This window comes from Methylobacterium sp. A52T (genome assembly GCF_053346095.1).
The window spans coordinates 1-23,810 of sequence record NZ_JBKFBI010000065.1 but is presented as its reverse complement, the minus strand read 5'-3'; the positions used below and the strand labels follow the sequence as shown (position 1 = coordinate 23,810).

The window sequence follows — 23,810 nt, the reverse complement described above, 5'->3', positions numbered from 1 at the left end:
GCACTCCTGCGCAGCTCAATTCCCGTGAATAGATTGGGCGCAATGTAAGGGCTGATTGGGGCTTCGATGCTGCGCTGTCAAGCGCGCGCGCCCGGGGCCGCTGTCACCGGCGGCCCTCTGTTTCCGCTCCCGGGGGCCCGCGCTCGCCCCTAGCCGTTGGCCGCCCGCCGCGCGGGCATGATGATCTCCACGAGCGTGCCGTCTTCCGGTCGGGCGGAGAGCTGCAGGCGCCCGCCATTGGCCTCCACGAGCGCGCGCGGCAGCGCCAGCCCGTCCTCGACATCGCCCTGCGGCGCTGCCGCCCGCGGCGCGTGGCCGGCACCGGTCTCGCGCACCCGCACGGCGATCCCCGCCCGCTCGGCGGACCCGGTGGACACGATGATCTGGCTGCCGGCCGTGGAGCGTCGGATCGCGTTCTCGATCACCAAGCTGGCGGCACGGCTGACCGAACGCTCGTCGGCCTCCAGATCGCCGATATCGGTCGAGAAGCTCGTCCGCATCACGATGCGCCCCCGCGCCGCCTCCCCCTGCAGCTGGGCGACACAGCTCGCCACGACGTCGTTGAGGTCGAGGGCGCGCGGCTCTAGCTGCAGCGCGCCGGCCTCGACGGCGGCGAGGTCCAGGAGCTTCCCGACGCGCTCCAGCATCGCCTCGCCCGAGGCCTTGATCTCGGCGAGGCAACCCCGGTAGCGCGCGTCCCCGAGCGGGCCGAACGGTTCCTTCAGCATCGCGCCGGCGAGGTCGACGATCCCGGACACGGGCTCGCGGACGGCGCAGCCGAGCCGGTCGAGGGCATCGGCGCGACCCGGCGCGGGCTCCGGGCCGCCCTCCGCGCTCCGCGCGAGGGCCTCGTCCTCGGCTCGGGCGATCTGGGCCACGCGCCGGCCCGCCGTCGCCGCCACGATCAGCGACATCGGAGCGCCGTCGATGCGCACGATCCGCCGCCCCGGGGCGGTGCCCCTCAGGGCATCGGCGACCGTCAGGACGCTCTCCCGGTCGAAGAGCGTGACGAAGCTGCTGCCGACGATCTCGCGCGGATCGCAGCCGAACAGGCCGGCCGCCGCGCGGTTCAGCGCGACGATGCGCCCGGCCCCGTCGACCGTGACGACGCCCGTGTCCAGCGCGTCCAGAGTCGCCTCGGCTCTGGCCGTCCGCTCGGTCTCAGCGGCGCGGGCGAGGCGCTCGGCCGTGAGGGCGTCGGCGACGTCGGCGTCCTCGACCGGGCGCACGACCAGGCAGGTCGCGGTCGCGCCCGACCAGGGGAGGGCGCCGGCCCGGAGTTCGACGGGACGGGCGCCGCCGTCGGCCGTCGCGACGGTCGTCCGGCGCGCGGACGGGTCGGCTGTCCCCGTCGGGGGGAGGCCGGGCAGCAATCCCGGGAGACCGAGGCGCGCGAGGCTCGGCAGGTCGGGATGGCCGGTCAGATCGAGGAAGGCGCGGTTCGCCGCGACGATCGCTCCGCCGCGATGGACCAGCACCGGCACCGGCAATCCGCCGAGAAGATCGGATTCCGTGGACGGCGGCGCTTCGGCGACCGGCTCGGCCTCCACCGTCCCGGTCTCGACTTCGGGTTCCGCGGCGGTCGCGCCGGTCTCCGCCGGACCGGCCTGCGGCGCCGGGAACGGCATCACCGCCCCGCCCGCGGTCCGGGGCGACCCCGATCCGGCCTCGTCACCGGCGTAGCGGGCGCCCAGCGCGCGGGCGATCTCGCGGAACGCGGCGTGCTCGTCGTTCGACAGCGGCGCGGCGACGGGATCCGCCTCGACCGCGGCAGGGATCGCGGCGTCGCCGGTCCCGGCCGGGCCAGCAGCGGGCTCGGCAACCTCGGACGTTGCCGGCTCCGGCGTCGCGGAGGGCACGGGCTCGGGAACGCGCTCCGGGGTCGGCTCCGGCGGCGCGACCGGTCTCGGGCTGCCGGCCGGGGCGCCGCGGATCAGGCCGAAGCCGCCGAAGCCCGAGAAGGCCGCGTCGCCCCGACCCAGCGGGGCCCCGGACAGGTCGACCCGAAACGCCCCGGTGCCGCCATCGAGGACCGCCGGTTCCCCGCGGAAGGTGCGCCGGTCGCGCAGGGCCGCCAGCACGGCGTCGGCGCCGGCGAGGCGCCCGCTCTCGGCGAGGTCCTGCCAGCGCTGCCCGACCAGACCCGCCAGCGCCTCCGGGCCTGTGAGGGTCGTCAGCACGCCCGCGGCATCGAGGCGCCAGAGGAAGCGGTCGTCGCGCCGGAGCGGCGTCGCCGGAGGCGATTGCGGCTCCTGAGATTGCGGCTCCTGAGATTGCGGCTCCTGAGATTGCGGCTCCTGGAGAAGCACCCGCGCCGCCACGGGATGCCCGGCGGTCGCGTCGACCGGTGGATCGACCGGGCGGATCGGACGCGCGCGGCCAGTCGCCACCGGCGCGGTTGGGACGACGAGGATCGCGGGCCGGCCGTCGGCCTGCGCGCCGCGCGCCAGCCAGCACAGAACCGGCGGCGCGATCCGGCGGACATCGAGGCGCAGGCGCGCGAGGCGGGGCGCGGCGTCGCCCGCCACCGCGTTCGCGATCTGCCGGGTCAGGTCGGCGAGGGCCGGGCCGTCCAGAACCGCGGCGAGACCTGCCGCAGCTTCGGACGCGGACAGGATCCGGGCCTCCGACGGATCGATCACGAGATGCACGGCGTCGCGCGCGCCCAGCGCGGCCGCCAGCGCGGGCAGGCGCTCCCAGGTCGCGAAGGCAGTCCCCAGCCCGGGCGGGGCTGCAGCGGCCGTCGGTGTCACTGTCGTCTCCAAAGCCCGCGACCTCGAACCCTAACGCGATCCTGACGCTCCACGGTCCCGCTTTGCCCGAGAAACGCGCGCGACCGTAGCCCTATTGTAAACTCCCCCGCGCCGCGGCGCTGGACTCTCGGCGCAACCGTCACACGTTTACGTTATGTCAACCTTAACGCCGTGAGCGCGGGTGGCATATGGCGGCGAATCAGTTATTGTGCACCGCACAAAGCGCCATCCACAGGCCAATGAAGAGAGGAGACGACGTATGAGCAACCCCCCGAACTACGAAGTTCCGGCCGAGATGCGCGACTTCGCCGAGAAGAGCGTCGAGCAGGCCCGGAAGGCGTTCGACAGCTTCATCGGCGCGGCTCGCCGCACCGCCGACACCGTGCAGGGCTCGGCCGAGCTGGCGCGCTCCAACGCGCTGGACGCGTCCTCGCGCGGCTTCGAGTATGCCGAGCAGAACGTGAACGCGGCCTTCGACCTCGCCCAGAAGCTCGTCCGCTCCCGGGACATGCAGGAGGCGATGCAGCACCAGGCCGAGTTCGTCCGCAGCCAGTTCGCCGCCATCCAGGCCCAGGCGAAGGAGTTCAGCGGCCTCGCGCAGAGCGCGATGCAGCAGGGCGCCGAGCGCGCCAAGTCGGCGATGCAGCAGGGTGCCGACGAGGCCCGCAAGGCCATGGAGCAGGGCCAGGACGCCGCGAAGCAGACGGCCCAGAACGCCCAGGACGCCGCCGAGCGCGCGTCGCACTGAGGCTCGCACCGACGAACGGGGCCGCGGCCCGCTCCCGATCCGGGGGCGGGCCGTCTCGTTTTCGCCGGTATTGCCGCCGAGAGCCGCCGGGCGGACGCGTTGAGTCCGCGCCGAGTGAAGGGTTCAGGGATGCGCCTCACTGTTTCCGGCCGATCCGGCCTGCGTGGACCTCTCCGTCTGGCGGTCGCCACCCTGGCGCTCGCCGCCGTCGCTCCGAGTGGCGCGGCCTTCGCCCAGTACTACGACGATCCTGGCTACGACGGCGGTTACCGGCCGGTCCCGCGCCGGGCGCAGCGCGCCCCGGTCGGCTACAATTGCGACGCCGTCCAGCAGGGGATCACCGGCCCGAAGCCGTTCTCCTGCCCGCTGCCGGGCCCGCGGCCCCTCGGCGTGCGCTGCTTCTGCGACATGCCGATCGCCTCGTTTAGCCCGCCGCAGACGGCCGTCGGCCGCGTCGTTCCCTGAGGCGCGGCCCCGCGCAGGCGACCGCACACGCGACGGGCCGCGCCCCCCGGGTGGGATGACGCGGCCCGTGCGGCACAGGCGGGCCAAGGGCGCGGGTGATCCCGCGCCGCGCCCTCAGTTCAGGACGACGACCTTGGCGCCGACCTTCACGCGCTCGTACAGGTCGGTGACGTCGTCGTTGGTCATCCGGATGCAGCCAGACGAGACCGCCTGACCGATCGTGTCCGGCTCGTTGGAGCCGTGGATGCGGTACTCGGTGCTGCCGATATACATGGCCCGGGCGCCGAGGGGGTTCTCGATGCCGCCCGCCATGTAGCGCGGCAGGTCGGGACGACGGGCGATCATGGCCTTCGGGGGCGTCCACGACGGCCACTCGCGCTTGGCGGTGATCTTGTTGGTGCCGCTCCAGCTGAAGCCCGGACGGCCGACGCCGACGCCGTAGCGGATCGCCTCACCGTTGCCGAGCACGTAGTACAGGCGCCGCTCGGCGGTGGAGACCACGATCGTGCCGGGCGCGTAGGGCCCGTTGAACGCGACGATCTCGCGGGGGATCGGCTGGACCTGCGCCTGCGGCGCGGCCTGCACACCCTGGCCGTAGCCCGGGGCGTAAGAGCCCTGGTAACCGTACTGTCCCTGATCGGAGTAGTACTCGTCGGCATTATCCGTGCCGAAGGGATCGTACGACGAAGCGGCGAGGACGGGCGTGGCGGCAAGAACAGACACGCCGAGGAGCGCGGCGAGTGCGGTGACCGTGGTCTTCATGAGTGGCCTACCTGTGCAATAACCTTTGCCATTACAAGCGTGAGCATGGGCGGGCAGTTCCATACTTCCGCCCGGAATTTGCTGTCCGGCGGAATACGCAGGTCGGCTTGGCCGTGCGGTGCGCGAGATCACGAACGCGTGCGCGGCTCAGGGGGCCTCGTCCGTGTGGACGTCGAAGCGCGCGAGGTGCGCGTAGCCGAAATTCGTCGAGATGGCGCAGTCGGTGGCGTCGCGGCCGCGGGCCATGACGATGCGGCCGATGCGGGGCCGGTTGTGGCGGGCGTCGAACGTGTACCAGCGCGGCCCCTCGGGCCCTTCGAGGAAGACCTCGAACCACGCGGAGAAGTCCATCGGCGCCGGGTCCTTCGGCACGCCGATATCGCCGAGGTAGCCGGTGGCGTAGCGCGCCGGGATGTTCATGCACCGGCACAGGGTGATCGCCAGGTGGGCGAAGTCCCGGCACACGCCCTCGCGCTGCATGAAGGCGTCGTGCGCGCTCCGGGTCGCGTCGGCGCGCTGATAGTCGAAGCGGATCCGCTCGTGCGTGTAGTCGACGATCGCCTGGACGCGGCTCCAGCCCTCCGGCGTGCCGCCGAACAGGGACCACGCGGTCTGCGAGAGCTTGTCGGTGTCGCAGTAGCGCGAGCCCAGGAGGAAGATCAGGACGTCGTCGGGCAGGTCCTGGACCGGGATCTGCCGGGCGTCCGGCACGACCGGATCGGGCTCGCCCGAATCCTGGACCGTGAAGTCGGCCGCGATCGTCAGCTGACCGGGCGGCGCGATGATGCGGTGGCAGATGTTGTCGAAGCCGTCCCGGTACGTCCGCGCCTCGAGCGGCGGATCGAACCCGATCGCGTGCGGGGTCAGCACGTCGTCGATCCGCGAGGGATGGACGCTCAGCATCAGGATCATCGGTGTCGGCTGCGACAGCGTGAAGGCGATATCGAAACCGGTCCTGATCTTCATCGGGCCACCTTGCTCTCGTCGCCGTCCGCGCGGAGTCGCCACGCACGCTCGTTCCGGGTCCGGGTGCGCGCGAACTCAACGCGCCAGGGACGTCTCCGGCCCCTGCACGGTTCGGGCCGCCGGCCCGTCGGCGGGCAGCTCCACCACGTCGACGTCGACGCGCATGCCGAGATCGTCGCTGGCGAGGCCGAAGAAGGAGCCGTGCAGGGGCACGGCCTGGGCCGGATCGCGGGTCACCGCCACCCGGATCAGGTCGCGATTGCCCACGATGCCGTTGGTCGGGTCGAACTCGACCCAGCCGGCGCCCGGGAGGTAGACCTGCAGCCACGCGTGGGTGGAGCCGCCGCCGACGTGGCGCGCCCGGTCGTTGCGCGGGTTGTAGAGGTATCCGGAGACGAAGCGGGCGGCCATGCCGAGCGCCCGGACGCCCTCCATCATCAGCACCGCGAAGTCCCGGCACGAGCCGAGCTTCGTGCGCAGGGTCGTCAACGGGTCCTGCACGCCCTTCTCGGAGCGGGCGAGGTAGGTGAAGTTCGCCCGCACGCTGCGCGTCATGGCGGCCAGCAGCTCCTGCGTCGGGATGCGGCCCTGCGGCGGCAGGAAGCTCCGCGCCCAGGCATCGACCTCGTGCCGCGGGTCCGGCCATTGCCGCTCGATGGAGCGGGCGAGGTCCGGCATGTCCTCGGCCCCGTAGCCGAACGGGTAGTGGGTCGCGTGCGGCGCCAGCGGGAAGACCGGCGCGTGCTCCGGGGTGTGGTCGAGGGTGATGCCGCAGTCGAAGGTCAGGGTCTCGGCGCGGGTGTCGAAGGTCGCGACCGCCACGCAATTGCCGAACACGTCGAACAGCCAGCGCAGGGTGGCCGGCTCCGGGGCGATGTCGAGGGTCGCCGCGATGAGCCGCTGATCGTAGCTGTCGCGCGGCCGGAACATGATCCGGTGCTCGCCGAAGGCGACCGGACGCCGGTACCGGTAGACCGTGCGGTGGCGGACGGAGAGGATCGGCAAGGTCGCAGGCTCCGGGCTCGCGCCGACGCGGTCACCGGCGATGCAAGGGCCGGGCCCGGCCGCGCGGAATGCCTCAGACCACCGGCGGGGCCGGGTCGGCGGCGGCGCGCTCGGCCTCGACCAGCACGTCGAGGGGGCGCCACGGCTTGGCGATGAAGACGGCCTCGGCCGGCAGCTCGGGCCGGGGAATGCCGTGGCCCGAGGTGATCACCAGACGGGCCCGGGGCCAGAGGGTCGCCACCGCGCGGGCGAGCTGGAGGCCGTCCATCTCGCCGGCCAGCCGCACGTCGGCGAAGACGAGGGCGACGTCGCCCCCGCGCGCCTGGAGGACCGACAGGGCGGCCTCGGCGCTGTCGCAGCCGACGACGTCGAGCTCGGTTTCCTCCAAGAGGGTCTCGGCCAGCGCGCGGATCTCGGGGTCGTCCTCCACGACGAGCGCGAGACGCGGTGGGCCGGCCTCGGCCGCCACGACGCTCGGCGCGCCCGGGGCGGTCTCGTCGCCCTCGTTCTGCCGGACGCGGCGGACCAGGGCCGCCAGATGCTCGGGCACGCCCTCGGTGACCAGATCATCGTAGAACGACGCCAGTTTCTGACCGATCTGATCGAGCGGAATACCCGGTGACAGCGTATCGGTGAGCGGCAGGGGTGCGCTCGTCTGGTGCTTTTTCAAGGACTCCCCCCGAAGTCGACTTCCGCGCCGCCCGAGGATGCGGCGCTCGAAGGAGGAAAGTCGGCAATCCGCCGCTGGTTGCGCCGGGCGTTCGGAATCCCGCCCGGCGTCACAGAGCCGTTACTGCGTGGCGAGCCCGGCGTCGGCGTCGGCATACGCCATGATTCCAGAGACTTGGCGGACGTTCTGGTAGCGCGTCCCGCGGGTGCTCATCATCGCCTCGAACTTCTCGTGCACCTGCGCGACCGACAGGCTCAGGGGCTTGCGGTGGCGACCGCGCCCGACGAAGCGCCCGGCGGCGAAGAAGATCGAGCGGTTGGCCCGGGCCGGGCCCGGGAGCAGGGCCGCCGCGGCGGCGGCCGGCTTGTTCACGACGTTGGCGAGGAACTCCTCGGCGTCGTCCGGCCCGAGGAAGTGGGCGAGGTAGACCTCGCCGAGGGTCAGCTCGCGGCCGATGCGCAGGGCGATGCGGGCCGCGTCGCGCTTCAGCATCTCGCCGGCCATCAGCGCCGAGAGGTACGGGTCGCGGCGGAGTTCCAGCACCCGGGCGCGCTCCGCCGGATCGGTGATCACGGGACGGTCGTTGGCGTCGGAGGTGATCAGCGCGGCGTCCTTCTCCAGCCCGTACTTGGCGCCGAAGTCGCGGACCACGCCGAGCCAGGTCCGCTCGATGAACTGGTAGAGCCCCGTCGCCGAGGAGGTCTTGGCCTGGACCGCCGTGACGAAGCTCGACTCCTTGTCGGCCACCGCCATCAGCAGCACCGGATCGGTCTGGACCGCCTGGGCCGCCCGGACGATCGTCTGCACGAGGTGGCGCCGGATCTTCATCGGGCCGAACTCGAGGATGTCGTTCGGGTCGCCGACGGCGCTCTCGGAGAGCAGGAAGTCGTACGACACGCGGTCGACCGTGTTGGAGCCGAGCTCGGTGTCGAGGTCGTGCACCGGGGCGAAGCTCGCGGCGGCGCGCAGCGGCGTCTGCTCCAGCGGGGTGCTGAGGGCGACGGTGTGGATGCGCGGGCGCGGCATCGGGAGCTCGGTGGCGGCCTCCGCCACCGACACGGCCGGCGACAGGCCAACCTTGGCGAGGTCCACGCCCGACCCGATCAGAGCAGCGCTGAGGCCGCCGGCGATCATCGAGACGGTGAGCAGGGAGCGGAACAGCGCGGGGCGGCTGCCATGGGCACGGCCCAGCATGGGCTGTGCGGCGATCACGTCGGCGCGGCCCGAGCCGAAATGGCCCTGCTTGCCGGTGATGGTCCTCGGCGATCCGACCGTGCGGCCCTGCATCGTTATCCCGACTCTCCACACGCCGCTGTGGCGCTACGGACTCACCATCGCTTGACAGATGTGGCGACAACACGGCCGCGCTTGTGGCCGAGTTGCGGCGTCCCGTGGAGATTTCGGGGCAGGCCGCCCGTGACTCGCGCGGCATCCCTCCTTAAGAGGGCGCCATGCGGGCGCCGGGCGGATGACGCGCGGCCGCCCTTTCCCGTCCGTACTGCCAGAGTCAGCCCCGATGAGCGGCGTCAACGAGATCCGGTCGACCTTCCTCGACTACTTCGCCAAGGCGGGCCACGAGGTCGTGCCGTCCTCGAGCCTCGTGCCGAAGAACGACCCGACGCTGATGTTCACGAACGCCGGCATGGTGCAGTTCAAGAACGTCTTCACCGGCATGGAGAAGCGCGCCTACGACCGGGCGACGACGGCGCAGAAATGCGTGCGGGCCGGCGGCAAGCACAACGACCTCGACAATGTCGGGTACACGGCGCGCCACCACACGTTCTTCGAGATGCTCGGCAACTTCTCGTTCGGTGACTACTTCAAGGACCGGGCGATCGAGCTGGCCTGGACGCTGATCACCAAGGAGTTCGGCCTCAAGCCCGACAAGCTCCTCGTTACCGTCTACGCCGACGACGACGAGGCCGCAGGCCTGTGGAAGAAGATCGCCGGCTTCTCCGACGACAAGATCATCCGGATCGGGACCTCCGACAATTTCTGGCAGATGGGCGATACCGGCCCCTGCGGCCCCTGCTCGGAGATCTTCATCGACCAGGGCCCGGCGCTGCAGGGCGGCCCGCCCGGCTCGCCGGACGAGGACGGCGACCGCTTCCTCGAGTTCTGGAACCTCGTGTTCATGCAGTACGAGCAGCTGGAGCCGGGCGTCCGGAACCCGCTGCCGCGGCCGTCGATCGACACCGGCATGGGCCTGGAGCGCATGGCGGCGATCCTCCAGGGCGTCCACTCGAACTACGACACCGACCTGTTCCGCGCCCTGATCGACGCCGTGGCCCACGCGGTCTCGCGGGCGCCGGAGCCGGCCACGATGGCGTCCTACCGGGTGATCGCCGACCACCTGCGGGCGGCCTCCTTCCTGGTGGCCGATGGCGTGCTGCCGGGCAACGAGGGCCGCGGCTACGTGCTGCGCCGGATCATGCGCCGCGCCATGCGCCACGCCGAGATCCTGGGGGCCCGCGAGCCCACCATGTTCCGCCTCGTGCCGACCCTCGTGCGCGAGATGGGCCAGGCCTACCCGGAGCTGATGCGGGCCGAGAGCCTGATCGCCGAGACGCTGAAGCTGGAGGAGACCCGCTTCCGCCGCACCCTGGAGCGGGGCCTGTCGATCCTCGACGCCGAGAGCCGCGACCTCCGGGAGGGCGACAAGCTCTCCGGCGAGACCGCCTTCACCCTCTACGACACCTACGGCTTCCCCCTCGACCTGACGCAGGACGCCCTCAAGGCCCGCGGCATCGGCGTGGACACCGACGCCTTCGCGGCCGCGATGCAGCGCCAGAAGCAGGCGGCCCGCGAGGCCTGGAAGGGCTCGGGCGAGGCGGCAACCGAGACGGTGTGGTTCGGCCTGCGCGAGCGCGTCGGCGCCACCGAGTTCCTGGGCTACGAGACCGAGACCGCCGAGGGCATCGTGACCGCGCTCCTGCGCGACGGCGCCGAGGTGAAGGCCCTCGAGGCGGGCCAGACCGGCCTCGTTCTCGTCAACCAGACGCCGTTCTACGGCGAATCGGGCGGCCAGGTCGGCGATACCGGCCTGATCCTGGCGCCGGGCGTGCGGGCGCGGGTGACCGACACCCAGAAGAAGCTCGGCGACGTGTTCGTCCACCACGTCACCGTGGAAGAGGGGACGGTGAGCCTCGACCAGCCGGTCGAGCTGAAGGTCGACAACGCCCGCCGCAGGGCGATCCGGGCCAACCACTCGGCCACCCACCTGCTCCACGAGGCCCTGCGGCAGGTGCTGGGCGACCACGTCGCCCAGAAGGGCTCGCTGGTCAGCCCCGACCGGCTGCGCTTCGACATCAGCCACCCGAAGCCGATCGAGGCCGACGAGCTCGGCCGCGTCGAGGACATCGCCAACGCGGTGCTGCTGCAGAACGCGCCCGTCGTCACGAAGTTGATGGCCGTGGACGACGCGATCGCGTCGGGCGCCCGCGCGCTGTTCGGCGAGAAGTACGGCGACGAGGTGCGGGTGGTCTCGATGGGGCTGCCGGTCGACGGCGACGCCGCGCAGCCGCGCGCCAAGAACTTCTCCGTGGAGCTCTGCGGCGGCACCCACGCCGCGCGCACCGGCGATATCGGGGCGATCACCATCGTGGCCGAGAGCGCGGTGGGCGCGGGCGTGCGCCGGATCGAGGCGCTGACCGCCGACGCCGCGCGCCGTCACCGGGCCGAGGAGGCCCGGACGCTGGCGGGGCTCGCCGGTATCCTCAAGGCGCCGGTCTCTGAGGCGCCCGACCGCCTGACCGCGCTGATGGAGGACCGGCGGCGCCTGGAGCGCGAGCTGGCCGAGACCCGTCGCAAGCTCGCCATGGGCGGCGAGGGCGGCCCGGGCTCTGGCGCGCAGCAGACCGAGATCGGCGGGGTGGCCTTCCGCCGCTCCGTCATCGAGGGGCTCGACATGCGCGACCTCAAGCCGATCGTCGACGAGGAGAAGAAGCGCCTGGGTTCCGGCATCGTGGCGGTGGTCGGCATCGGTCCGGACGGCAAGGCCGGGCTGGTGGTCGGCGTCACCGACGACCTGACCGCGCGCTACGACGCGGTCGGGCTGGTCCGGGCCGGGGCCGAGGCGCTCGGCGGGAAGGGCGGCGGCGGCCGCCGCGACATGGCGCAGGCCGGCGGCCCGAACGGGGCCGGGGCCGAGGCCGCCCTCGACGCCGTCGCGCAGGCCCTCACCGAGGCCGCCTGAGGCGCGACGGGCAGCGAAAGGGCCGCACCGTCGCCGGCGCGGCCCGAACGTCCTCCGCGAGACCGGCGCGGTCGCCTCCAGAGGGCTCCGCGCCCGCTCCGGCCCCGGGCGAACACCGCGGCCCCCCTCGCGGGTCCTGCGCCGCGCGGGTCACCGGGGATCAGGCGCCATCATCGGCTGCCGCCGCCGCCACCGCCCTGCGGCGCGACCCGCGACGGCTGGTTGGCATTGCCCGCGGCCGCCGAGTTGTTGGAGATGGTGTCGGCCGGCCGGCCGGTGGGCGAGTAGCTCACGGCGGCTTCGTTCCCGGTGGCGTCGATCTGCTGGCTCACCACGCCCGGCGCGCCGGGAGCGGGCGCGACGGGCCGGGCCTCGACCTGGGCGCTGGCCGGCGCGACGGTGGCGAGGGCGAGAAGGGCAGCGAGACATGTCCGGGTCATGAGAATCCTTGCTGGTTCCAGACCCTGGCAACCTCGGTCGCGCGCGATCGATCCCGCGATGTTGCGACGCGGCACCGTCTCGCCCCGGCACCGGCCGCGCGCGCTCACTTCACGCGCGTCCAGGTCTGCCGCTTGCAGAACACGCTCATGACGCAGCCGGAGACCTCGAGCGAGTCGGGTCCCGTGAGCTTCAGCGAACCGGAATAGGTCTTGCCGTCGTTCGGGTTGTAGAGCGACCCCGAGAAGCCGCCGCCTTCGGGCTGTCGCGCGTCGAGGATCTGGACGCCGACGACGCTGCGGCCGCGCAGGGCCGGATCCGGGTTCTTCGCGTCGAGCCCCTTCCCGGGCGCGCTGATGATCGTGCCGCAGAAGCCGCCGCCGCAGGGCGCGATGCGGACCTTCGAACTGCCGGTTTCCGTCAGCCACACGCCGGCCGGATCGGCCGCCAGGGCCGGCGCGCACGCCGCGCCCGTCGCGAGCAGGGCCAGAACCGTGCGACGAAACCTCGAACCCATACCTGTTCCTCCCAACCGAGAACGCGGCCGGGTTCTACCGCGATGCCTGCGGCAGCGCACCGCCCAGATACGTCTCGACGACCTCGCAGAACGGGTGCCCGGCCCCGGTCGACAGCACGGCGTCGATCTCGAAGAGCGGATCGTCCGGTCCGGGCGCGGCGCTCCGCACCGGCGCGCGCACCTCGACGGTGCTGCGTACCGGGGCGAGGGGACGCACGACCCGGCCGAAGGGGGTGCGGGTGGTGTCCAGCGTCGCGTTCATCTCCGGCGTGAGCCGGGCCGGCACGTACCAGTTATCCGCCTCGGACAGGACGCGGTCCCCGCAGGCGAGGCGGACCCGGCGGTAGCGCACCGGCTCGTCCGGGCCGATCGCGAGACGGGCGCGCTGCGCGGCCGTCAGGGGCTTGTCGGCCACGGGCACGCGTTCCGCCACGAGGTGCGGGTCTCCGGCGAGCTTGTAGTCGGCACACCAGCTCTCGAGGGCGAAGGTCGCGCTGTGCGCCGCGAGGATGCGGCTCCGCAGCGAGGCGATGAGCGCCTGCGGCCCGTCGGCGGGGGGCGGCGCATCGGCCGGCTTCGGCGCCTCGGCGGCATCACGCGCCCAGCTCGGCGACCCGATCACCGCGACCGACCCCAGCAGCACCGCGAGGGCCAGGGGCGGCACCCGGAGCGCGGATGCGGGCGGCGGGGCCCCGCGCGAGAATCGATCCCGCGCCAGTAATGACAAGATGTGGGCAGCGGGGCGGAAAGACGGTCCGGTGTGCCACAGCATCTCGGATCATATCCTCCCAGCTGAACCACCAGATCTTCGCCACGTACCGCCGCATCGGGGGCCGGCAGAACGCTCCGACCGGACGGCTTCCCGGCCGAGCCGGCGACGCGGGCCGAGATCTATACAAGACGCGGCGATCCGTCGAGCCGCCGGGCGGACTGGCCCGGCGCCGACGTCTTGTCTACCGACGGGCGACCGGCGGCAGGTCGGTGCAGAGGCCGAGCCCGGCCTCCGCCGCGAGACCGATCGTCTCGCCGAGGGTCGGGTGGGGGTGGATCGTCCGGCCGATATCGGTGGCGTCGGCGCCCATCTCGATCGCCAGCGCGACCTCGCCGATCATGTCGCCGGCGCTCGGGCCGACGATGGCGCCGCCGACGACGCGCCGGGTCTGCGCGTCGAACAGCAGCTTGGTCAGACCGTAATCGGCGCCGTTGGCGATGGCCCGGCCCGAGGCGGCCCAGGGGAAGCGCGCCACCTCGACGGCCCGCCCGGCCGCCTTCGCGGCCGTCTCGGTGAGGCCGGCCCAGGCGATTTCCGGGTCGGTGTAGGCGACCGACGGGATCACGGCGGCGTCGAACCCGGCCTTATGGCCGGCGGCCGCCTCGGCGGCGACGTGGCCCTGATGCACCGCCTTGTGGGCGAGCATCGGCTGGCCGACGCAATCGCCGATGGCGAAGATGTGCGGCACGTTCGTGCGCATCTGGGCGTCCACCGGCACGAAGCCGCCGTCCAGCGCCACGCCGGCCGCGTCGAGACCGAGCGTCGCCCCGTTGGGCCGGCGGCCTGCGGCCTGGAGCACGAGGTCGTAGGTTCCGGGCTCGGCCTCACCCGAGAAGGTCACGGCGATCCCGTCCGGTCTCGCCTCGGCGGAGACGACCTCGACCCCCGTCAAAACGCGGTCGAAACGGTGAGCGTTGCGCTTCGTCCAGACGCCGACGAGATCCCGGTCGACGCCCTCGAGCAGGCCGGGCAAGCGCTCGACTACGTCGACCCGCGCGCCGAGCGCGCTGTAGACGGTCGCCATCTCCAGGCCGATGATGCCGCCGCCGATCACCAGGAGCCGACGCGGCACGGCGGGCAGTTCCAGCGCCCCGGTGGAATTCACGATCCGCGGATCGTCCGGGAGCATCGGCAGGGCCACCGGCGCCGAGCCCGCCGCCACGACGGCGCCCGTGAAGGTGATGTCGCGCGTGCCGCCGTCGTGCAGCGTCACCGAGACCGTGTCGGGCCCGGTGAAGCGGGCTGTCCCGCGGACCACCTCGACCTTGCGCTGGCGCGCCATCTGGGCGAGCCCGTCGGTGAGGCGGCGGACGGTGCCGGCCTTGAAGGTCCGCAGCTTCTCCAGATCGACCGTCGGCGCACCGAAGCTGATCCCGTGCGCGGCCAGCCGGACGGCCTCCTCGGTGACCGCGGCCACGTGGAGCAGCGCCTTCGAGGGGATGCAGCCCACGTTGAGGCAGACGCCGCCGAGGGTCGCGTGGCGCTCGACCAGGATGACCCGCTGCCCGAGATCGGCGGCCCGGAAGGCGGCCGAGTAGCCGCCCGGTCCGCCGCCGATCACCAGGAGATCGCAGCCCGCGCCGGCCTGCGGCTTCGGCGGCGGCGCGGCGGGCTTCGGCGCGGGGGCCGACGCCGGCGCAGGGGCCGGTTCGCCGCGCGCGTCGGTCGCCTCGACCGCGAGGCGGGCGACGAGGGTGCCGGCCGAGACCGTGTCGCCGAGGCCGACCAGCATCTCCACGAGGCGGCCCGCCGCGGGGGAGGGGATGTCCAGCGTCGCCTTGTCGGATTCGACCACCAGCAGGGTCTGGTCCTGGGCAACCGATTCACCGGGCGCCACCGGAATCTCGATGACGGGCACGTCGGCGTAGTCCCCGAGATCGGGGACGCGGATGTCGAGGGTCTCGGGCATGGCGGCGGCGGTCACAGGAGGGCGCGGCGCAGGTCCGACAGGACCGAGGCCACGTGGCCGAGGAAGCGGGCGGCGGCGACGCCGTCCACGACGCGGTGGTCCCAGGACAGGCTGAGCGGCAGGATCAGGCGCGGCTGGAAGGCCTTGCCGTCCCACACCGCCTCGGTGCGCGAGCGCGCGGCGCCCAGGATCGCGACCTCGGGGGCGTTGATGATCGGGGTGAAGCCGTCGCCGCCGATGCCGCCGAGCGACGAGACCGAGAAGCAGCCGCCCTGCATGTCGGAGCCCGGGAGAGTTCCGGACCGGGCCTTCTCGGCCATCGCGGCCATCTCGGTGGCGATCTCGATGAGGCCCTTGCGGTCACAGTCGCGCACCACCGGCACCATCAGGCCCTTCGGCGTATCCACCGCGAAGCCGACATGGACGTAGTCCTTCAGGACGAGGTCGCCGCCCTCCAGGGAGGAATTGAAGCGCGGGTAGGCGCGCAGCGCCGAGGCCGCCGCCTTGATCAGGAAGGCCACCATGGTGACCCGGGCGGACGGCGTGCGCGTCTCCGTGTTGAGGCCGACCCGGAACGACTCGATCTCGGTGACGTCGGCCCGGTCGAAGTTGGTGACGTGGGGGATCGTCAGCCAGTTGCGGCTGAGATTGGCCCCCGAGAGGCTCTGGATGCGCGACAGCGGCTCGCGCCGCACCGGCCCGTACTTGGCGAAGTCGACCTCCGGCCAGGGCGGCAGGCCGGCACCGATGCCGGACGCGGCGGGCACCTGGGCCGGCGCGTTGAGGGCCGCCTTGACGAAGGCGTGCACGTCCTCGCGCAGGATCCGCCCCTTCGGCCCGGTGGCGGCGACGCGGTCGAGCCCGACGCCCAGCTCGCGGGCGAGCTGGCGGACCGACGGGCTGGCATGCACGTCGCCGCGGGTCGCCTGGATCGGGTCGGCCCGCATCGGCTCCGGCGAGGCGCGACCGGCTCCCTCTCCCGTGCGGGCGAGGGCTGCTGTGAGGGGGGTGCCGCCTCCGGACAACCCTGATCCCTCACCTTGTTCCGCTCCCGCACGGGAGAGGGGACCCGCGCCCTGCCCGGAAGCCGACGGCGCTGCGGCCGCGGCAGGCGCTGCCGCCGCGGTCTCGGCCCCGCCGCCCTCGGAAGGCTCCACCGTCAGGATCGGCGTGCCCTCGGACACTTTCGACCCCACCGACACCAGCAACTCGCGCACGATGCCGGCGACCGGGGAGGGGACCTCCATGGTGGCCTTGTCGGACTCGATGCTGAGGATCAGGTCGTCGACCGCGAGACGGTCGCCGGGCTTCACCAGAAGCTCGATGACCGGCACGTCCCGGTAGTCGCCGATGTCCGGAAGGGCAATCTGCAGCGCGGCGCTCATGCGGTCGGATGTCCGTGGGTCGGGCGTTCGGAAAAGGGATGGGGGCGGGCTGCGCCCCTCGACGGGGCGCCCGGCCTCAGATCGTCCAGGGCGCGGGCGCGTCCGCCGCGATGCCGTAGCGGCGGATCGCCTCCGCGACCGTCGCGCGCGGAACCGTGCCGGCCTCGGCCAGGGCGTGCAGGGCGGCGATGACCACGTGCTGCCGGTCGACCTCGAAGAACCGGCGGAGCGCGTTGCGGGTGTCGCTGCGCCCGAACCCGTCGGTGCCGAGGGCGACGAAGCGCGCGCCGACATAGGAGGCGATCAGCTGCGGGTAGGCCCGGACGTAGTCGCTCGCCGCGACGATGGGGGCCGTGCCCGGCAGCAGCGCCGCCACGTGGCTGACCGGCGACTCGGCCTCCGGGTTGAGCATCGCCTGCCGCTCGGCCTCGCGGGCATCGCGGGCCAGCTCGCTGAAGCTCGTCACGCTGAACACCTCGGCCGCGACGCCGAAATCCTGCGCGAGCAGCGCCGCCGCCGCGATCACCTCCGGCAGGATCGCCCCGGAACCGAGGAGCCGCACGGCGGCGCCCGTGCCCTGGCCGGCCTCCGGCCCCGACAGCCGGTACATGCCCTTCAGGATCCCGGCCTCTGCCCCCTGCGGCATGGACGGCTGGGCGTAGTTCTCGTTCATCGCCGTGAGGTAGTAGAAGGCGTCCTCGCCCTCCTCCATCATCGCCCGGGCGCCCCGGTCGACGATCACCGCCATCTCGTACGCGAAGGCCGGATCGTAGGCCCGGCAGTTCGGGATCGCGGCCGCCTGCATGTGGCTCGATCCGTCCTGATGCTGCAGGCCCTCGCCGCCCAGCGTCGTGCGACCCGCCGTGGCGCCGATCAGGAAGCCGCGGGCCCGCTGGTCGGCCGCCGCCCAGATCAGGTCGCCGACCCGCTGGAAGCCGAACATCGAGTAGTAGATGTAGAACGGCAGCATCGACAGGCCGTGGACGCTGTAGGACGTGGCCGCCGCCGTCCAGGACGAGATCGCCCCGGCCTCGGTGATGCCCTCTTCGAGGAGCTGCCCGTCCCGGGCCTCGCGGTAGTAGAGCATCGAGCCGGCATCCTCCGGCTCGTAGAGCTGCCCCTGCGGCGCGTAGATCCCGACCTGCCGGAACAGGTTGGCCATGCCGAAGGTCCGCGCCTCGTCGGCGACGATCGGCACGATGCGCGGCCCGAGATCCTTGTGCTTCAGGAGGTTGCCGAACAGGCGCACCACCGCTGTGGTGGTCGACATCTCCTTGCCGCCGGCCTCGAGGGCGAAGCCCGCGTAGGTGGAGAGCTCCGGAACAGGGACCGTCGGCGCCGTGCGGCGGCGGGCCGGCAGGACGCCGCCGAGCATCTCGCGCCGCTCGCGCAGGTAGCGCATCTCGGCGCCGTCCTCGGTCGGCTTGTAGAAGGCCAGGCCCTCAACCTGCGCGTCCGACAGCGGCAGGGCGAAGCGGTCGCGGAAGGCGCGCAGCGCGTCGACGTCGAGCTTCTTGGCCTGGTGGGCGGTCATGCGCGACTCGCCCGCGCCGCCCATGCCGTAGCCCTTCTTGGTCTTGGCCAGGATCACCGTCGGCCGGCCCTTGGTGGCCTTGGCAGCCGCGAAGGCCGCGTAGAGCTTGCGGAAGTCGTGGCCGCCGCGCTTCAGCCGGTCGACGTCGGCGTCCGACATGTGGGCGACGAGTTCGCGCACCTCCGGGTCCTCGCCGAAGAAGTGCGCGAGGTTGTAGGCGCCGTCCTTGGCGCCGAGCGTCTGGTACTTGCCGTCCACCGTCTCGGCGAAGCGGCGCAGCAGGGCGTGGTTGGTGTCACGGGCGAAGATCCCGTCCCACTCCGAGCCCCACAGCACCTTGATGACGTTCCAGCCGGCGCCGCGGAACAGGCTCTCCAGCTCCTGGATGATCTGGCCGTTGCCGCGCACCGGCCCGTCGAGCCGCTGCAGGTTGCAGTTGATGACGAAGGTCAGGTTGTCGAGATTCTCGCGCGCGGCGAGCGCCAGGCCGCCGATCGACTCGGGCTCGTCCATCTCGCCGTCGCCGAACACGCCCCAGACGTGCCGGCCGCCGGTGTCGGCGAGGCCCCTGTCGCCGAGGTAGCGCATGAACCGGGCCTGGTAGACCGCGTGGATCGGGCCGATGCCCATGGAGCCGGTGGGGACCTGCCAGAAATCCGGCATCAGCCAGGGATGCGGGTAGGAGCACAGCCCGTCGCCGGCGATCTCCTGGCGGTAGTGCTTCAGCTGCTCGTCGGAGAGGCGGCCCTCGAGGAAGGCCCGCGCGTAGACGCCCGGCGCCGAGTGCGGCTGGAAGTAGACGAGGTCGCCGTCCGTGCCGCCCTTGAAGAAGTGGTTGAACCCGACCTCGAACAGCTCCGCCGCCGAGGCGTAGCTCGCCACGTGGCCGCCGAGCTCGCCGTAGGCCATGTTGGCGCGCACCACCATGGCGAGGGCGTTCCAGCGCATGATCGAGGTCAGGCGCTCCTCGATGTCGAGGTCGCCGGGGTAGCGCGGCTGCTTCTCCAGCGCGATCGTGTTCCGGTAGGGCGAGTAGGGCAGGGCCTCGTCGAGGATGCCGATCTCCTTCGAGCGCCGCTCCAGGCGGTCGAGGATGAAGCGCGCCCGGGCCGCGCCCTCGGTGCGGAAGACCGATTCCAGCGCGGCGAGCCAGTCCTGGGTCTCGGCCGGGTCGTGATCCACCTCGGCGGACCGCGCGATCGTGGCTTTCGGCGGTATGGCGTTCATCGGCGCGGCCTCCCTGGTCGGCGCGATCATACGAGGATCGTGGCGGCGGGACATGCCGGATATTTGCCGCTATGCGAGTGTTCGCGGATTGATATTCCCAGATGCGGGCTGTAGGCGGCAAAACATGCCGCATCCTGCGCCCCAGGCCGCGCGCGGCTGAGAAACGGAGACCGATCGCATGCCCGCCCGACCGGCCGCCCTCGACGCCGCGAGCCTGCGCATTCTGGAGTGCCTGCAGCAGGACAGCGAGATCAGCATCGCGGATCTCGCGGAGCGGGTCGGCCTGTCGACGTCGCCGTGCTGGCGACGCGTCAACGACCTGAAGGAGGCGGGGGTGATCCGCGGCTGCGTGGCGGTGGTCGACCCGCTGAGCCTCGGGCTCGCGGTCAACGTCTTCGTCCACGTGTCGCTGGAGAAGCAGACCCAGGCCGCGCTCCAGGCCTTCGACGAGGCGGTGCGCAGCCGCCCGGAGGTGATGGAGTGCTACCTGATGAGCGGCGAGGCCGACTACATGCTGCGCGTCGTGGTCGAGGATCTGGGCCAGTACCAGAAGCTCGTCCTCGACCACCTCACGCGGATCCCCGGCGTGGCCAACATCCGCTCGAGCTTCGCCCTGGGGCAGGTGAAGTACACGACCGCGCTGCCGCTCGGTCACCTGACCCGCTGAGCCGGGTTGATCCGGCGAGGAGTGCCGATGCGGGCCTGGACGGCCGAGACGGGTACCGCCTGAAGCGCTCGGGCGGCGTCCTCTCCGTCAGCGCGAGCAGAGCGAAGTGCCCTAGGAGCGCGCCTCAGTCTTCGCGCCGACTGGATTGCTTCGCTCAGCTCGCGAGGACGGTGCTGTCGGGATCTGCTTGACGGCGCGGAAGGCCGGGACGGCCGCGTCGCGCGCGCGGGGAATGGTGGAGCCTAACGGGATCGAACCGATGACCTCTTCCATGCCATGGAAGCGCTCTCCCAGCTGAGCTAAGGCCCCATATTGTTAACGGCGGTCCGCGTCCCCGACAGGGCCGCGTCGCGCGAGGGTGGGATGGTGGAGCCTAACGGGATCGAACCGATGACCTCTTCCATGCCATGGAAGCGCTCTCCCAGCTGAGCTAAGGCCCCACTTTTTACATCCACCGCGGTTCGGGTACCGCGGGGTCTCGCCGGTCCGGGTCGCGGTCGGCGAGGCCGGTTCTATAGGCGGCTCGCATCGCGGACTCAACCCCCTTTTTCGCTGCCGCCGGGGGTTTTTGGTCGGGGGAGACGGAGGCCGCCTCAGCCCTCCTCGTCGTTCTCGATATCGCCGTCGATCAGGTCGGAGACGTCGTCGTCGCCGGAATCCTCTTCCTCCAGGAAGGTGTCGTCGTCGGAGGAATCCCCGTCCTCGGCCGAGTCGTCCTCGGGCGTCGGATCCGCGTCGTCCTCGGCGGCCTCGACCTCGTCGAGGGAGACCATCTCCGGGCCCTTCTCGTCCGTCTCGTCCTCGTCGTCGGTGTTGGCCGGGCCCCGCGACAGCGCCGGGGGAGCCGCACGGCTGGAGGTGGCCACCGCCTGATAAACCGCGCCGCATTTCGGGCAGACCGCGGGATCGCGGGCGAGGTCGTAGAACTTCGCGCCGCAGCTCATGCACTGGCGCTTCAAGCCAAGTTCCGGTCGGGCCACGGGCGGACACCTCGTCGTCAGTACTGTCTCGGGGGAGGCGCCCCGTTAGTCGCGGTGAAAGCGCCTGTCAATCGAGCCCGCGCAGGGTGTTTCGGGCGGTGCGTCCCCGCGTGCGGCGCCCGGGATCGGTGCGGGCAGCGGATGGATGACGGCGGGCGGTGCCCGTGTTAACGGCGCGGCGATTTCACCGTCCGATTGCAGCGCCGCGGCAGGGCCGCGCGACGCGCCGGATCCTGGTCCACGTCTCAGAGCCCGAACGGACGTCCCGTGTCGCACGATTCGACTCCCCAGCCCCTCACCGCCGCGCCCGGCGCCCCGCTGCGCGGGCGCCTGCGCCCGCCCGGCGACAAGTCGATCTCGCACCGGTCGATGATCCTCGGCCTGCTCAGCCAGGGCGAGACGCGGGTCGAGGGCCTGCTGGAGGGCGACGACGTCCTGCGCACCGCCGCCGCCGCGAAGGCGCTGGGGGCAGGGGTCGAGCGCCTAGGGGCCGGGCGCTGGCGGGTCCGGGGCGTCGGGATCGGCGGCCTCGGCGACCCGGCCGAGGTTCTCGATTTCGGCAATGCCGGCACCGGCTCGCGGCTGATGATGGGCGTGGTCGGCGGGCAGCCGGTGACCGCGACCTTCGACGGCGACGCCTCCCTGCGGTCGCGGCCGATGCGCCGCATCCTCGACCCGCTCACCCGGATGGGCACGCAGGTCCTGGCCGAGGCCGAGGGCGGCCGCGTGCCCCTGACCCTGCGGGGGCCCAGGGAGGCGATCCCGATCACCTACGAGACCCCGGCGGCCTCGGCGCAGATCAAGTCGGCGGTCCTGCTCGCCGGCCTCAACGCCCCCGGCGTCACGACCGTGATCGAGGCGGCCGCGACCCGCGACCACACCGAGCGGATGCTGCGCCTGTTCGGCGCCGCGGTCAGCGTCGAGCCGCACGGGCCGGGCGGCCACGGCCGCAAGGTCGCGCTGACGGGCCAGCCGACGCTGCGCGGCACCGACGTGGTGGTGCCGGCCGACCCGTCCTCGGCGGCGTTCCCGCTGGTGGCGGCGCTGATCGTGCCCGGGTCCGACGTGGTGATCGAGGGCGTGATGATGAACCCGCTGCGCATCGGGCTGATCACGACGCTCCTCGAGATGGGCGCGCAGATCGAGCGCGTGGCCGAGCGGGAGGAGGGCGGCGAGACCGTGGCCGACTTGCGCGTGCGCGCGAGCCGCCTGACCGGCGTCGACGTTCCGGCCGAGCGGGCGCCCGCGATGATCGACGAGTACCCGGTGCTGGCGGTGGCGGCGAGCTTCGCCGAGGGTCGGACCCGGATGAACGGCCTGCACGAGCTGCGGGTGAAGGAATCGGACCGCCTCGCGGCCGTGGCGGCCGGGCTCGCCGCGAACGGCGTCCGCCACGCGGTCGAGGGCGACGATCTCGTGGTCGAGGGCGACGGCACCGCGGCGCCGGGCGGCGGGACGGTGGCGACCCACCTCGACCACCGCATCGCCATGGCGTTCCTGGTGATGGGCCTCGCGGCGCGGAACCCGGTCACGGTGGATGACGGCGCGATGATCGCCACGAGCTTCCCGAGCTTCCTTCCGACCATGCAGGCCCTCGGCGGCCAGATCGGGGCGTGACCGCCATGCCGCTCGTCATCGCGATCGACGGACCGGCCGCGTCCGGCAAGGGTACCCTCGCCAAGCGTCTGGCCGACCATTACGGCCTGCCGCATCTCGACACCGGGCTCCTCTACCGGGCGGTGGCGCTGGCCCTGATCGACGCCGGTCTATCGCTGGACGATGCCGCCGCCGCGGCGCGGGCGGCCCTGGCCCTCGACGCCGGTCGGCTCGACGATCCGCGCCTGCGCGAGCGGGCGATGGGGGAGGCGGCCTCCCGCGTCTCGTCGGTGCCGGAGGTCCGTGCCGGACTGCTCGCGTGGCAGCGCCGCTTCGCCGCCGACCCGCAGGGGGCGGTGCTCGACGGGCGCGACATCGGCACGGTCGTGTGCCCCGAGGCCGCGGTGAAGCTGTTCATCACCGCCTCGTCCGAGGAGCGTGCCCGCCGCCGCCACCGCGAGCTGGCCGGCCGCGGGGAGGCGGCGACCTTCGCGGCGATCCTGGCCGACATCGAGGCCCGCGACGCCCGGGACGCGTCGCGCAGCGCCGCGCCCCTGCGCATGGCCGACGACGCGGTCCGGCTCGACACCACCGAGCTCGACGCGGACGCGGCCTTCGACGAGGCCCGGGACATCGTGGAGCGGACCCGCGGCGACGCGGCCTGAGGGTTGTCCACCTCCGTCGTGTTGACCCCCCGGTCCCGCTCACCTATTGCGGACGCGCCGTCCCCGACGGGCCGCCGCGCGGCCCGGGACGCGAGCGCGTAGCTCAGCTGGTAGAGCAACGGACTTTTAATCTGTAGGTCCTGGGTTCGAGTCCCAGCGCGCTCACCACATCCTCGATCCTCACTTTTGACATCCGGCGCGGTCGGCGCCCTGCCCACATGAAAATCGGAACCCCTGGTTGCGCTTTGGGTTGGGGTCCCAACGCAACTGCGAAGGAGTCACCGATGCGCAAGCTCGCTCTCATCTCCGCCGTCACCCTGTCCCTCGGCGCGCTCGGCGCCACCGGCGCCCAGGCGCAGGGTTATGGCTACGGCTACGGCGGCCACCACGGCTACGGCTACGGCCGCGGCTACGATCGCGGCTACGGCCACCGGCGCGATTTCGGCTACCGCCGTCACCGCGGCCTGTCGACCGGGGCCGCCATCGGTCTCGGCATCGCGGGCGCGGCCGCCGGCGCCGCCCGCGGGGGCGCCCTCGCCCCGGGCGCCGGCGATTC

At 72.6% G+C, this 23,810-nt stretch carries 20 protein-coding genes and 3 tRNA genes; 8 read left to right on the top strand and 15 right to left on the bottom strand.

Annotated elements, in window-relative coordinates; genetic code table 11:
- Nucleotides 1–149: 149 nt before the first annotated feature.
- Complete coding sequence (locus tag ACLBYE_RS16720; protein ID WP_447695027.1) at nucleotides 150–2,753, bottom strand: PAS domain-containing protein; 2,604 nt, start codon at nucleotides 2,751–2,753, stop codon at nucleotides 150–152.
- A gap of 259 nt (nucleotides 2,754–3,012) precedes the next feature.
- Here ACLBYE_RS16720 and ACLBYE_RS16715 point away from each other — a divergent pair, with 259 nt between their 5' ends.
- Together ACLBYE_RS16715 and ACLBYE_RS16710 are read left to right on the top strand one after the other, a co-directional pair.
- On the top strand, nucleotides 3,013–3,501 hold the full coding sequence (locus ACLBYE_RS16715) for a phasin (protein ID WP_012322487.1): 489 nt from the start codon (nucleotides 3,013–3,015) through the stop codon (nucleotides 3,499–3,501).
- Nucleotides 3,502–3,630: 129 nt separating this feature from the next.
- The gene (locus ACLBYE_RS16710) at nucleotides 3,631–3,966 is read left to right on the top strand and encodes a hypothetical protein (protein WP_447695026.1); all 336 of its coding nucleotides are present in this window, start codon (nucleotides 3,631–3,633) and stop codon (nucleotides 3,964–3,966) included.
- A gap of 114 nt (nucleotides 3,967–4,080) precedes the next feature.
- On the opposite strand, the gene ACLBYE_RS16705 is transcribed toward ACLBYE_RS16710, so the two are convergent.
- The 5 genes from ACLBYE_RS16705 to ACLBYE_RS16685 form a co-directional block, all read right to left on the bottom strand.
- Nucleotides 4,081–4,728 carry a L,D-transpeptidase gene (locus tag ACLBYE_RS16705; protein WP_447695025.1) on the bottom strand — a complete coding sequence of 216 codons (648 nt, stop codon included), beginning with the start codon at nucleotides 4,726–4,728 and terminating at the stop codon, nucleotides 4,081–4,083.
- A gap of 147 nt (nucleotides 4,729–4,875) precedes the next feature.
- Nucleotides 4,876–5,694, bottom strand: a complete 819-nt coding sequence (locus tag ACLBYE_RS16700) for a transglutaminase-like domain-containing protein (RefSeq protein ID WP_447695024.1) — start codon at nucleotides 5,692–5,694, stop codon at nucleotides 4,876–4,878.
- A 75-nt stretch (nucleotides 5,695–5,769) separates the two neighbouring features.
- Nucleotides 5,770–6,699, bottom strand: coding sequence for a transglutaminase family protein (locus ACLBYE_RS16695; RefSeq protein WP_447695023.1), 930 nt, complete (start codon nucleotides 6,697–6,699; stop codon nucleotides 5,770–5,772).
- A gap of 73 nt (nucleotides 6,700–6,772) precedes the next feature.
- The gene (locus ACLBYE_RS16690) at nucleotides 6,773–7,369 is read right to left on the bottom strand and encodes a NepR family anti-sigma factor (RefSeq protein ID WP_447680222.1); all 597 of its coding nucleotides are present in this window, start codon (nucleotides 7,367–7,369) and stop codon (nucleotides 6,773–6,775) included.
- Nucleotides 7,370–7,489: 120 nt separating this feature from the next.
- The gene (locus ACLBYE_RS16685) at nucleotides 7,490–8,656 is read right to left on the bottom strand and encodes a transglycosylase SLT domain-containing protein (protein ID WP_056531990.1); all 1,167 of its coding nucleotides are present in this window, start codon (nucleotides 8,654–8,656) and stop codon (nucleotides 7,490–7,492) included.
- A gap of 229 nt (nucleotides 8,657–8,885) precedes the next feature.
- Between ACLBYE_RS16685 and alaS the strand changes: the two genes are divergently transcribed.
- Nucleotides 8,886–11,564, top strand: a complete 2,679-nt coding sequence (alaS, locus tag ACLBYE_RS16680; RefSeq protein ID WP_447695022.1) for an alanine--tRNA ligase — start codon at nucleotides 8,886–8,888, stop codon at nucleotides 11,562–11,564.
- A 170-nt stretch (nucleotides 11,565–11,734) separates the two neighbouring features.
- On the opposite strand, the gene ACLBYE_RS16675 is transcribed toward alaS, so the two are convergent.
- From ACLBYE_RS16675 to mdeB, 6 genes are all read right to left on the bottom strand, one after another.
- On the bottom strand, nucleotides 11,735–12,004 hold the full coding sequence (locus tag ACLBYE_RS16675; RefSeq protein WP_012322495.1) for a hypothetical protein: 270 nt from the start codon (nucleotides 12,002–12,004) through the stop codon (nucleotides 11,735–11,737).
- Nucleotides 12,005–12,108: 104 nt separating this feature from the next.
- Nucleotides 12,109–12,519: a DUF2147 domain-containing protein gene (locus ACLBYE_RS16670; RefSeq protein ID WP_012322496.1), complete on the bottom strand. Its 411-nt coding sequence runs from the start codon at nucleotides 12,517–12,519 to the stop codon at nucleotides 12,109–12,111.
- Between the two features lie 34 nt (nucleotides 12,520–12,553).
- Nucleotides 12,554–13,162, bottom strand: coding sequence for a hypothetical protein (locus ACLBYE_RS16665; RefSeq protein ID WP_447695031.1), 609 nt, complete (start codon nucleotides 13,160–13,162; stop codon nucleotides 12,554–12,556).
- Nucleotides 13,163–13,472: 310 nt separating this feature from the next.
- Nucleotides 13,473–15,200, bottom strand: a complete 1,728-nt coding sequence (gene lpdA / locus ACLBYE_RS16660; RefSeq protein ID WP_447695021.1) for a dihydrolipoyl dehydrogenase — start codon at nucleotides 15,198–15,200, stop codon at nucleotides 13,473–13,475.
- 11 nt (nucleotides 15,201–15,211) lie between these two features.
- Nucleotides 15,212–16,585, bottom strand: a complete 1,374-nt coding sequence (locus ACLBYE_RS16655) for a 2-oxo acid dehydrogenase subunit E2 (RefSeq protein ID WP_447695020.1) — start codon at nucleotides 16,583–16,585, stop codon at nucleotides 15,212–15,214.
- A 76-nt stretch (nucleotides 16,586–16,661) separates the two neighbouring features.
- Nucleotides 16,662–19,346: an alpha-ketoglutarate dehydrogenase gene (gene mdeB / locus ACLBYE_RS16650; RefSeq protein ID WP_447695019.1), complete on the bottom strand. Its 2,685-nt coding sequence runs from the start codon at nucleotides 19,344–19,346 to the stop codon at nucleotides 16,662–16,664.
- Nucleotides 19,347–19,524: 178 nt separating this feature from the next.
- Between mdeB and ACLBYE_RS16645 the strand changes: the two genes are divergently transcribed.
- On the top strand, nucleotides 19,525–20,013 hold the full coding sequence (locus ACLBYE_RS16645) for an Lrp/AsnC family transcriptional regulator (protein WP_020092868.1): 489 nt from the start codon (nucleotides 19,525–19,527) through the stop codon (nucleotides 20,011–20,013).
- Between the two features lie 233 nt (nucleotides 20,014–20,246).
- Here ACLBYE_RS16645 and ACLBYE_RS16640 read toward each other — a convergent pair.
- From ACLBYE_RS16640 to ACLBYE_RS16630, 3 genes are all read right to left on the bottom strand, one after another.
- Nucleotides 20,247–20,322: transfer RNA gene (locus ACLBYE_RS16640), tRNA-Ala, on the bottom strand.
- Between the two features lie 55 nt (nucleotides 20,323–20,377).
- Nucleotides 20,378–20,453: transfer RNA gene (locus ACLBYE_RS16635), tRNA-Ala, on the bottom strand.
- 153 nt (nucleotides 20,454–20,606) lie between these two features.
- Nucleotides 20,607–20,993 (bottom strand): TIGR02300 family protein, encoded by a 387-nt coding sequence (locus ACLBYE_RS16630; protein ID WP_447695018.1) that lies wholly within the window; start codon nucleotides 20,991–20,993, stop codon nucleotides 20,607–20,609.
- A gap of 267 nt (nucleotides 20,994–21,260) precedes the next feature.
- On the opposite strand from ACLBYE_RS16630, the gene aroA reads away from it, so the two are divergent.
- The 4 genes from aroA to ACLBYE_RS16610 form a co-directional block, all read left to right on the top strand.
- On the top strand, nucleotides 21,261–22,610 hold the full coding sequence (gene aroA, locus ACLBYE_RS16625; protein WP_447695017.1) for a 3-phosphoshikimate 1-carboxyvinyltransferase: 1,350 nt from the start codon (nucleotides 21,261–21,263) through the stop codon (nucleotides 22,608–22,610).
- Nucleotides 22,611–22,615: 5 nt separating this feature from the next.
- Nucleotides 22,616–23,254: a (d)CMP kinase gene (gene cmk / locus ACLBYE_RS16620; RefSeq protein ID WP_447695030.1), complete on the top strand. Its 639-nt coding sequence runs from the start codon at nucleotides 22,616–22,618 to the stop codon at nucleotides 23,252–23,254.
- 92 nt (nucleotides 23,255–23,346) lie between these two features.
- Nucleotides 23,347–23,422 (top strand) — tRNA-Lys (locus ACLBYE_RS16615).
- A gap of 116 nt (nucleotides 23,423–23,538) precedes the next feature.
- The coding region (locus ACLBYE_RS16610) for a hypothetical protein (protein WP_447695016.1) at nucleotides 23,539–23,810 on the top strand (272 nt) is incomplete at its 3' end.

Excerpts from the sequence above, each read along its gene's own strand:
- ACLBYE_RS16715 (WP_012322487.1), top strand. The coding sequence starts at position 3,013 with ATGAGCAACCCCCCGAACTACGAAGTTCCGGCCGAGATGCGCGACTTC.
- ACLBYE_RS16710 (WP_447695026.1), top strand. The coding sequence starts at position 3,631 with ATGCGCCTCACTGTTTCCGGCCGATCCGGCCTGCGTGGACCTCTCCGT.
- ACLBYE_RS16705 (WP_447695025.1), bottom strand. The coding sequence starts at position 4,728 with ATGAAGACCACGGTCACCGCACTCGCCGCGCTCCTCGGCGTGTCTGTT.
- ACLBYE_RS16700 (WP_447695024.1), bottom strand. The coding sequence starts at position 5,694 with ATGAAGATCAGGACCGGTTTCGATATCGCCTTCACGCTGTCGCAGCCG.
- ACLBYE_RS16685 (WP_056531990.1), bottom strand. The coding sequence starts at position 8,656 with ATGCAGGGCCGCACGGTCGGATCGCCGAGGACCATCACCGGCAAGCAG.
- alaS (WP_447695022.1), top strand. The coding sequence starts at position 8,886 with ATGAGCGGCGTCAACGAGATCCGGTCGACCTTCCTCGACTACTTCGCC.
- ACLBYE_RS16675 (WP_012322495.1), bottom strand. The coding sequence starts at position 12,004 with ATGACCCGGACATGTCTCGCTGCCCTTCTCGCCCTCGCCACCGTCGCG.
- ACLBYE_RS16670 (WP_012322496.1), bottom strand. The coding sequence starts at position 12,519 with ATGGGTTCGAGGTTTCGTCGCACGGTTCTGGCCCTGCTCGCGACGGGC.
- lpdA (WP_447695021.1), bottom strand. The coding sequence starts at position 15,200 with ATGCCCGAGACCCTCGACATCCGCGTCCCCGATCTCGGGGACTACGCC.
- ACLBYE_RS16655 (WP_447695020.1), bottom strand. The coding sequence starts at position 16,585 with ATGAGCGCCGCGCTGCAGATTGCCCTTCCGGACATCGGCGACTACCGG.
- mdeB (WP_447695019.1), bottom strand. The coding sequence starts at position 19,346 with ATGAACGCCATACCGCCGAAAGCCACGATCGCGCGGTCCGCCGAGGTG.
- ACLBYE_RS16645 (WP_020092868.1), top strand. The coding sequence starts at position 19,525 with ATGCCCGCCCGACCGGCCGCCCTCGACGCCGCGAGCCTGCGCATTCTG.
- cmk (WP_447695030.1), top strand. The coding sequence starts at position 22,616 with ATGCCGCTCGTCATCGCGATCGACGGACCGGCCGCGTCCGGCAAGGGT.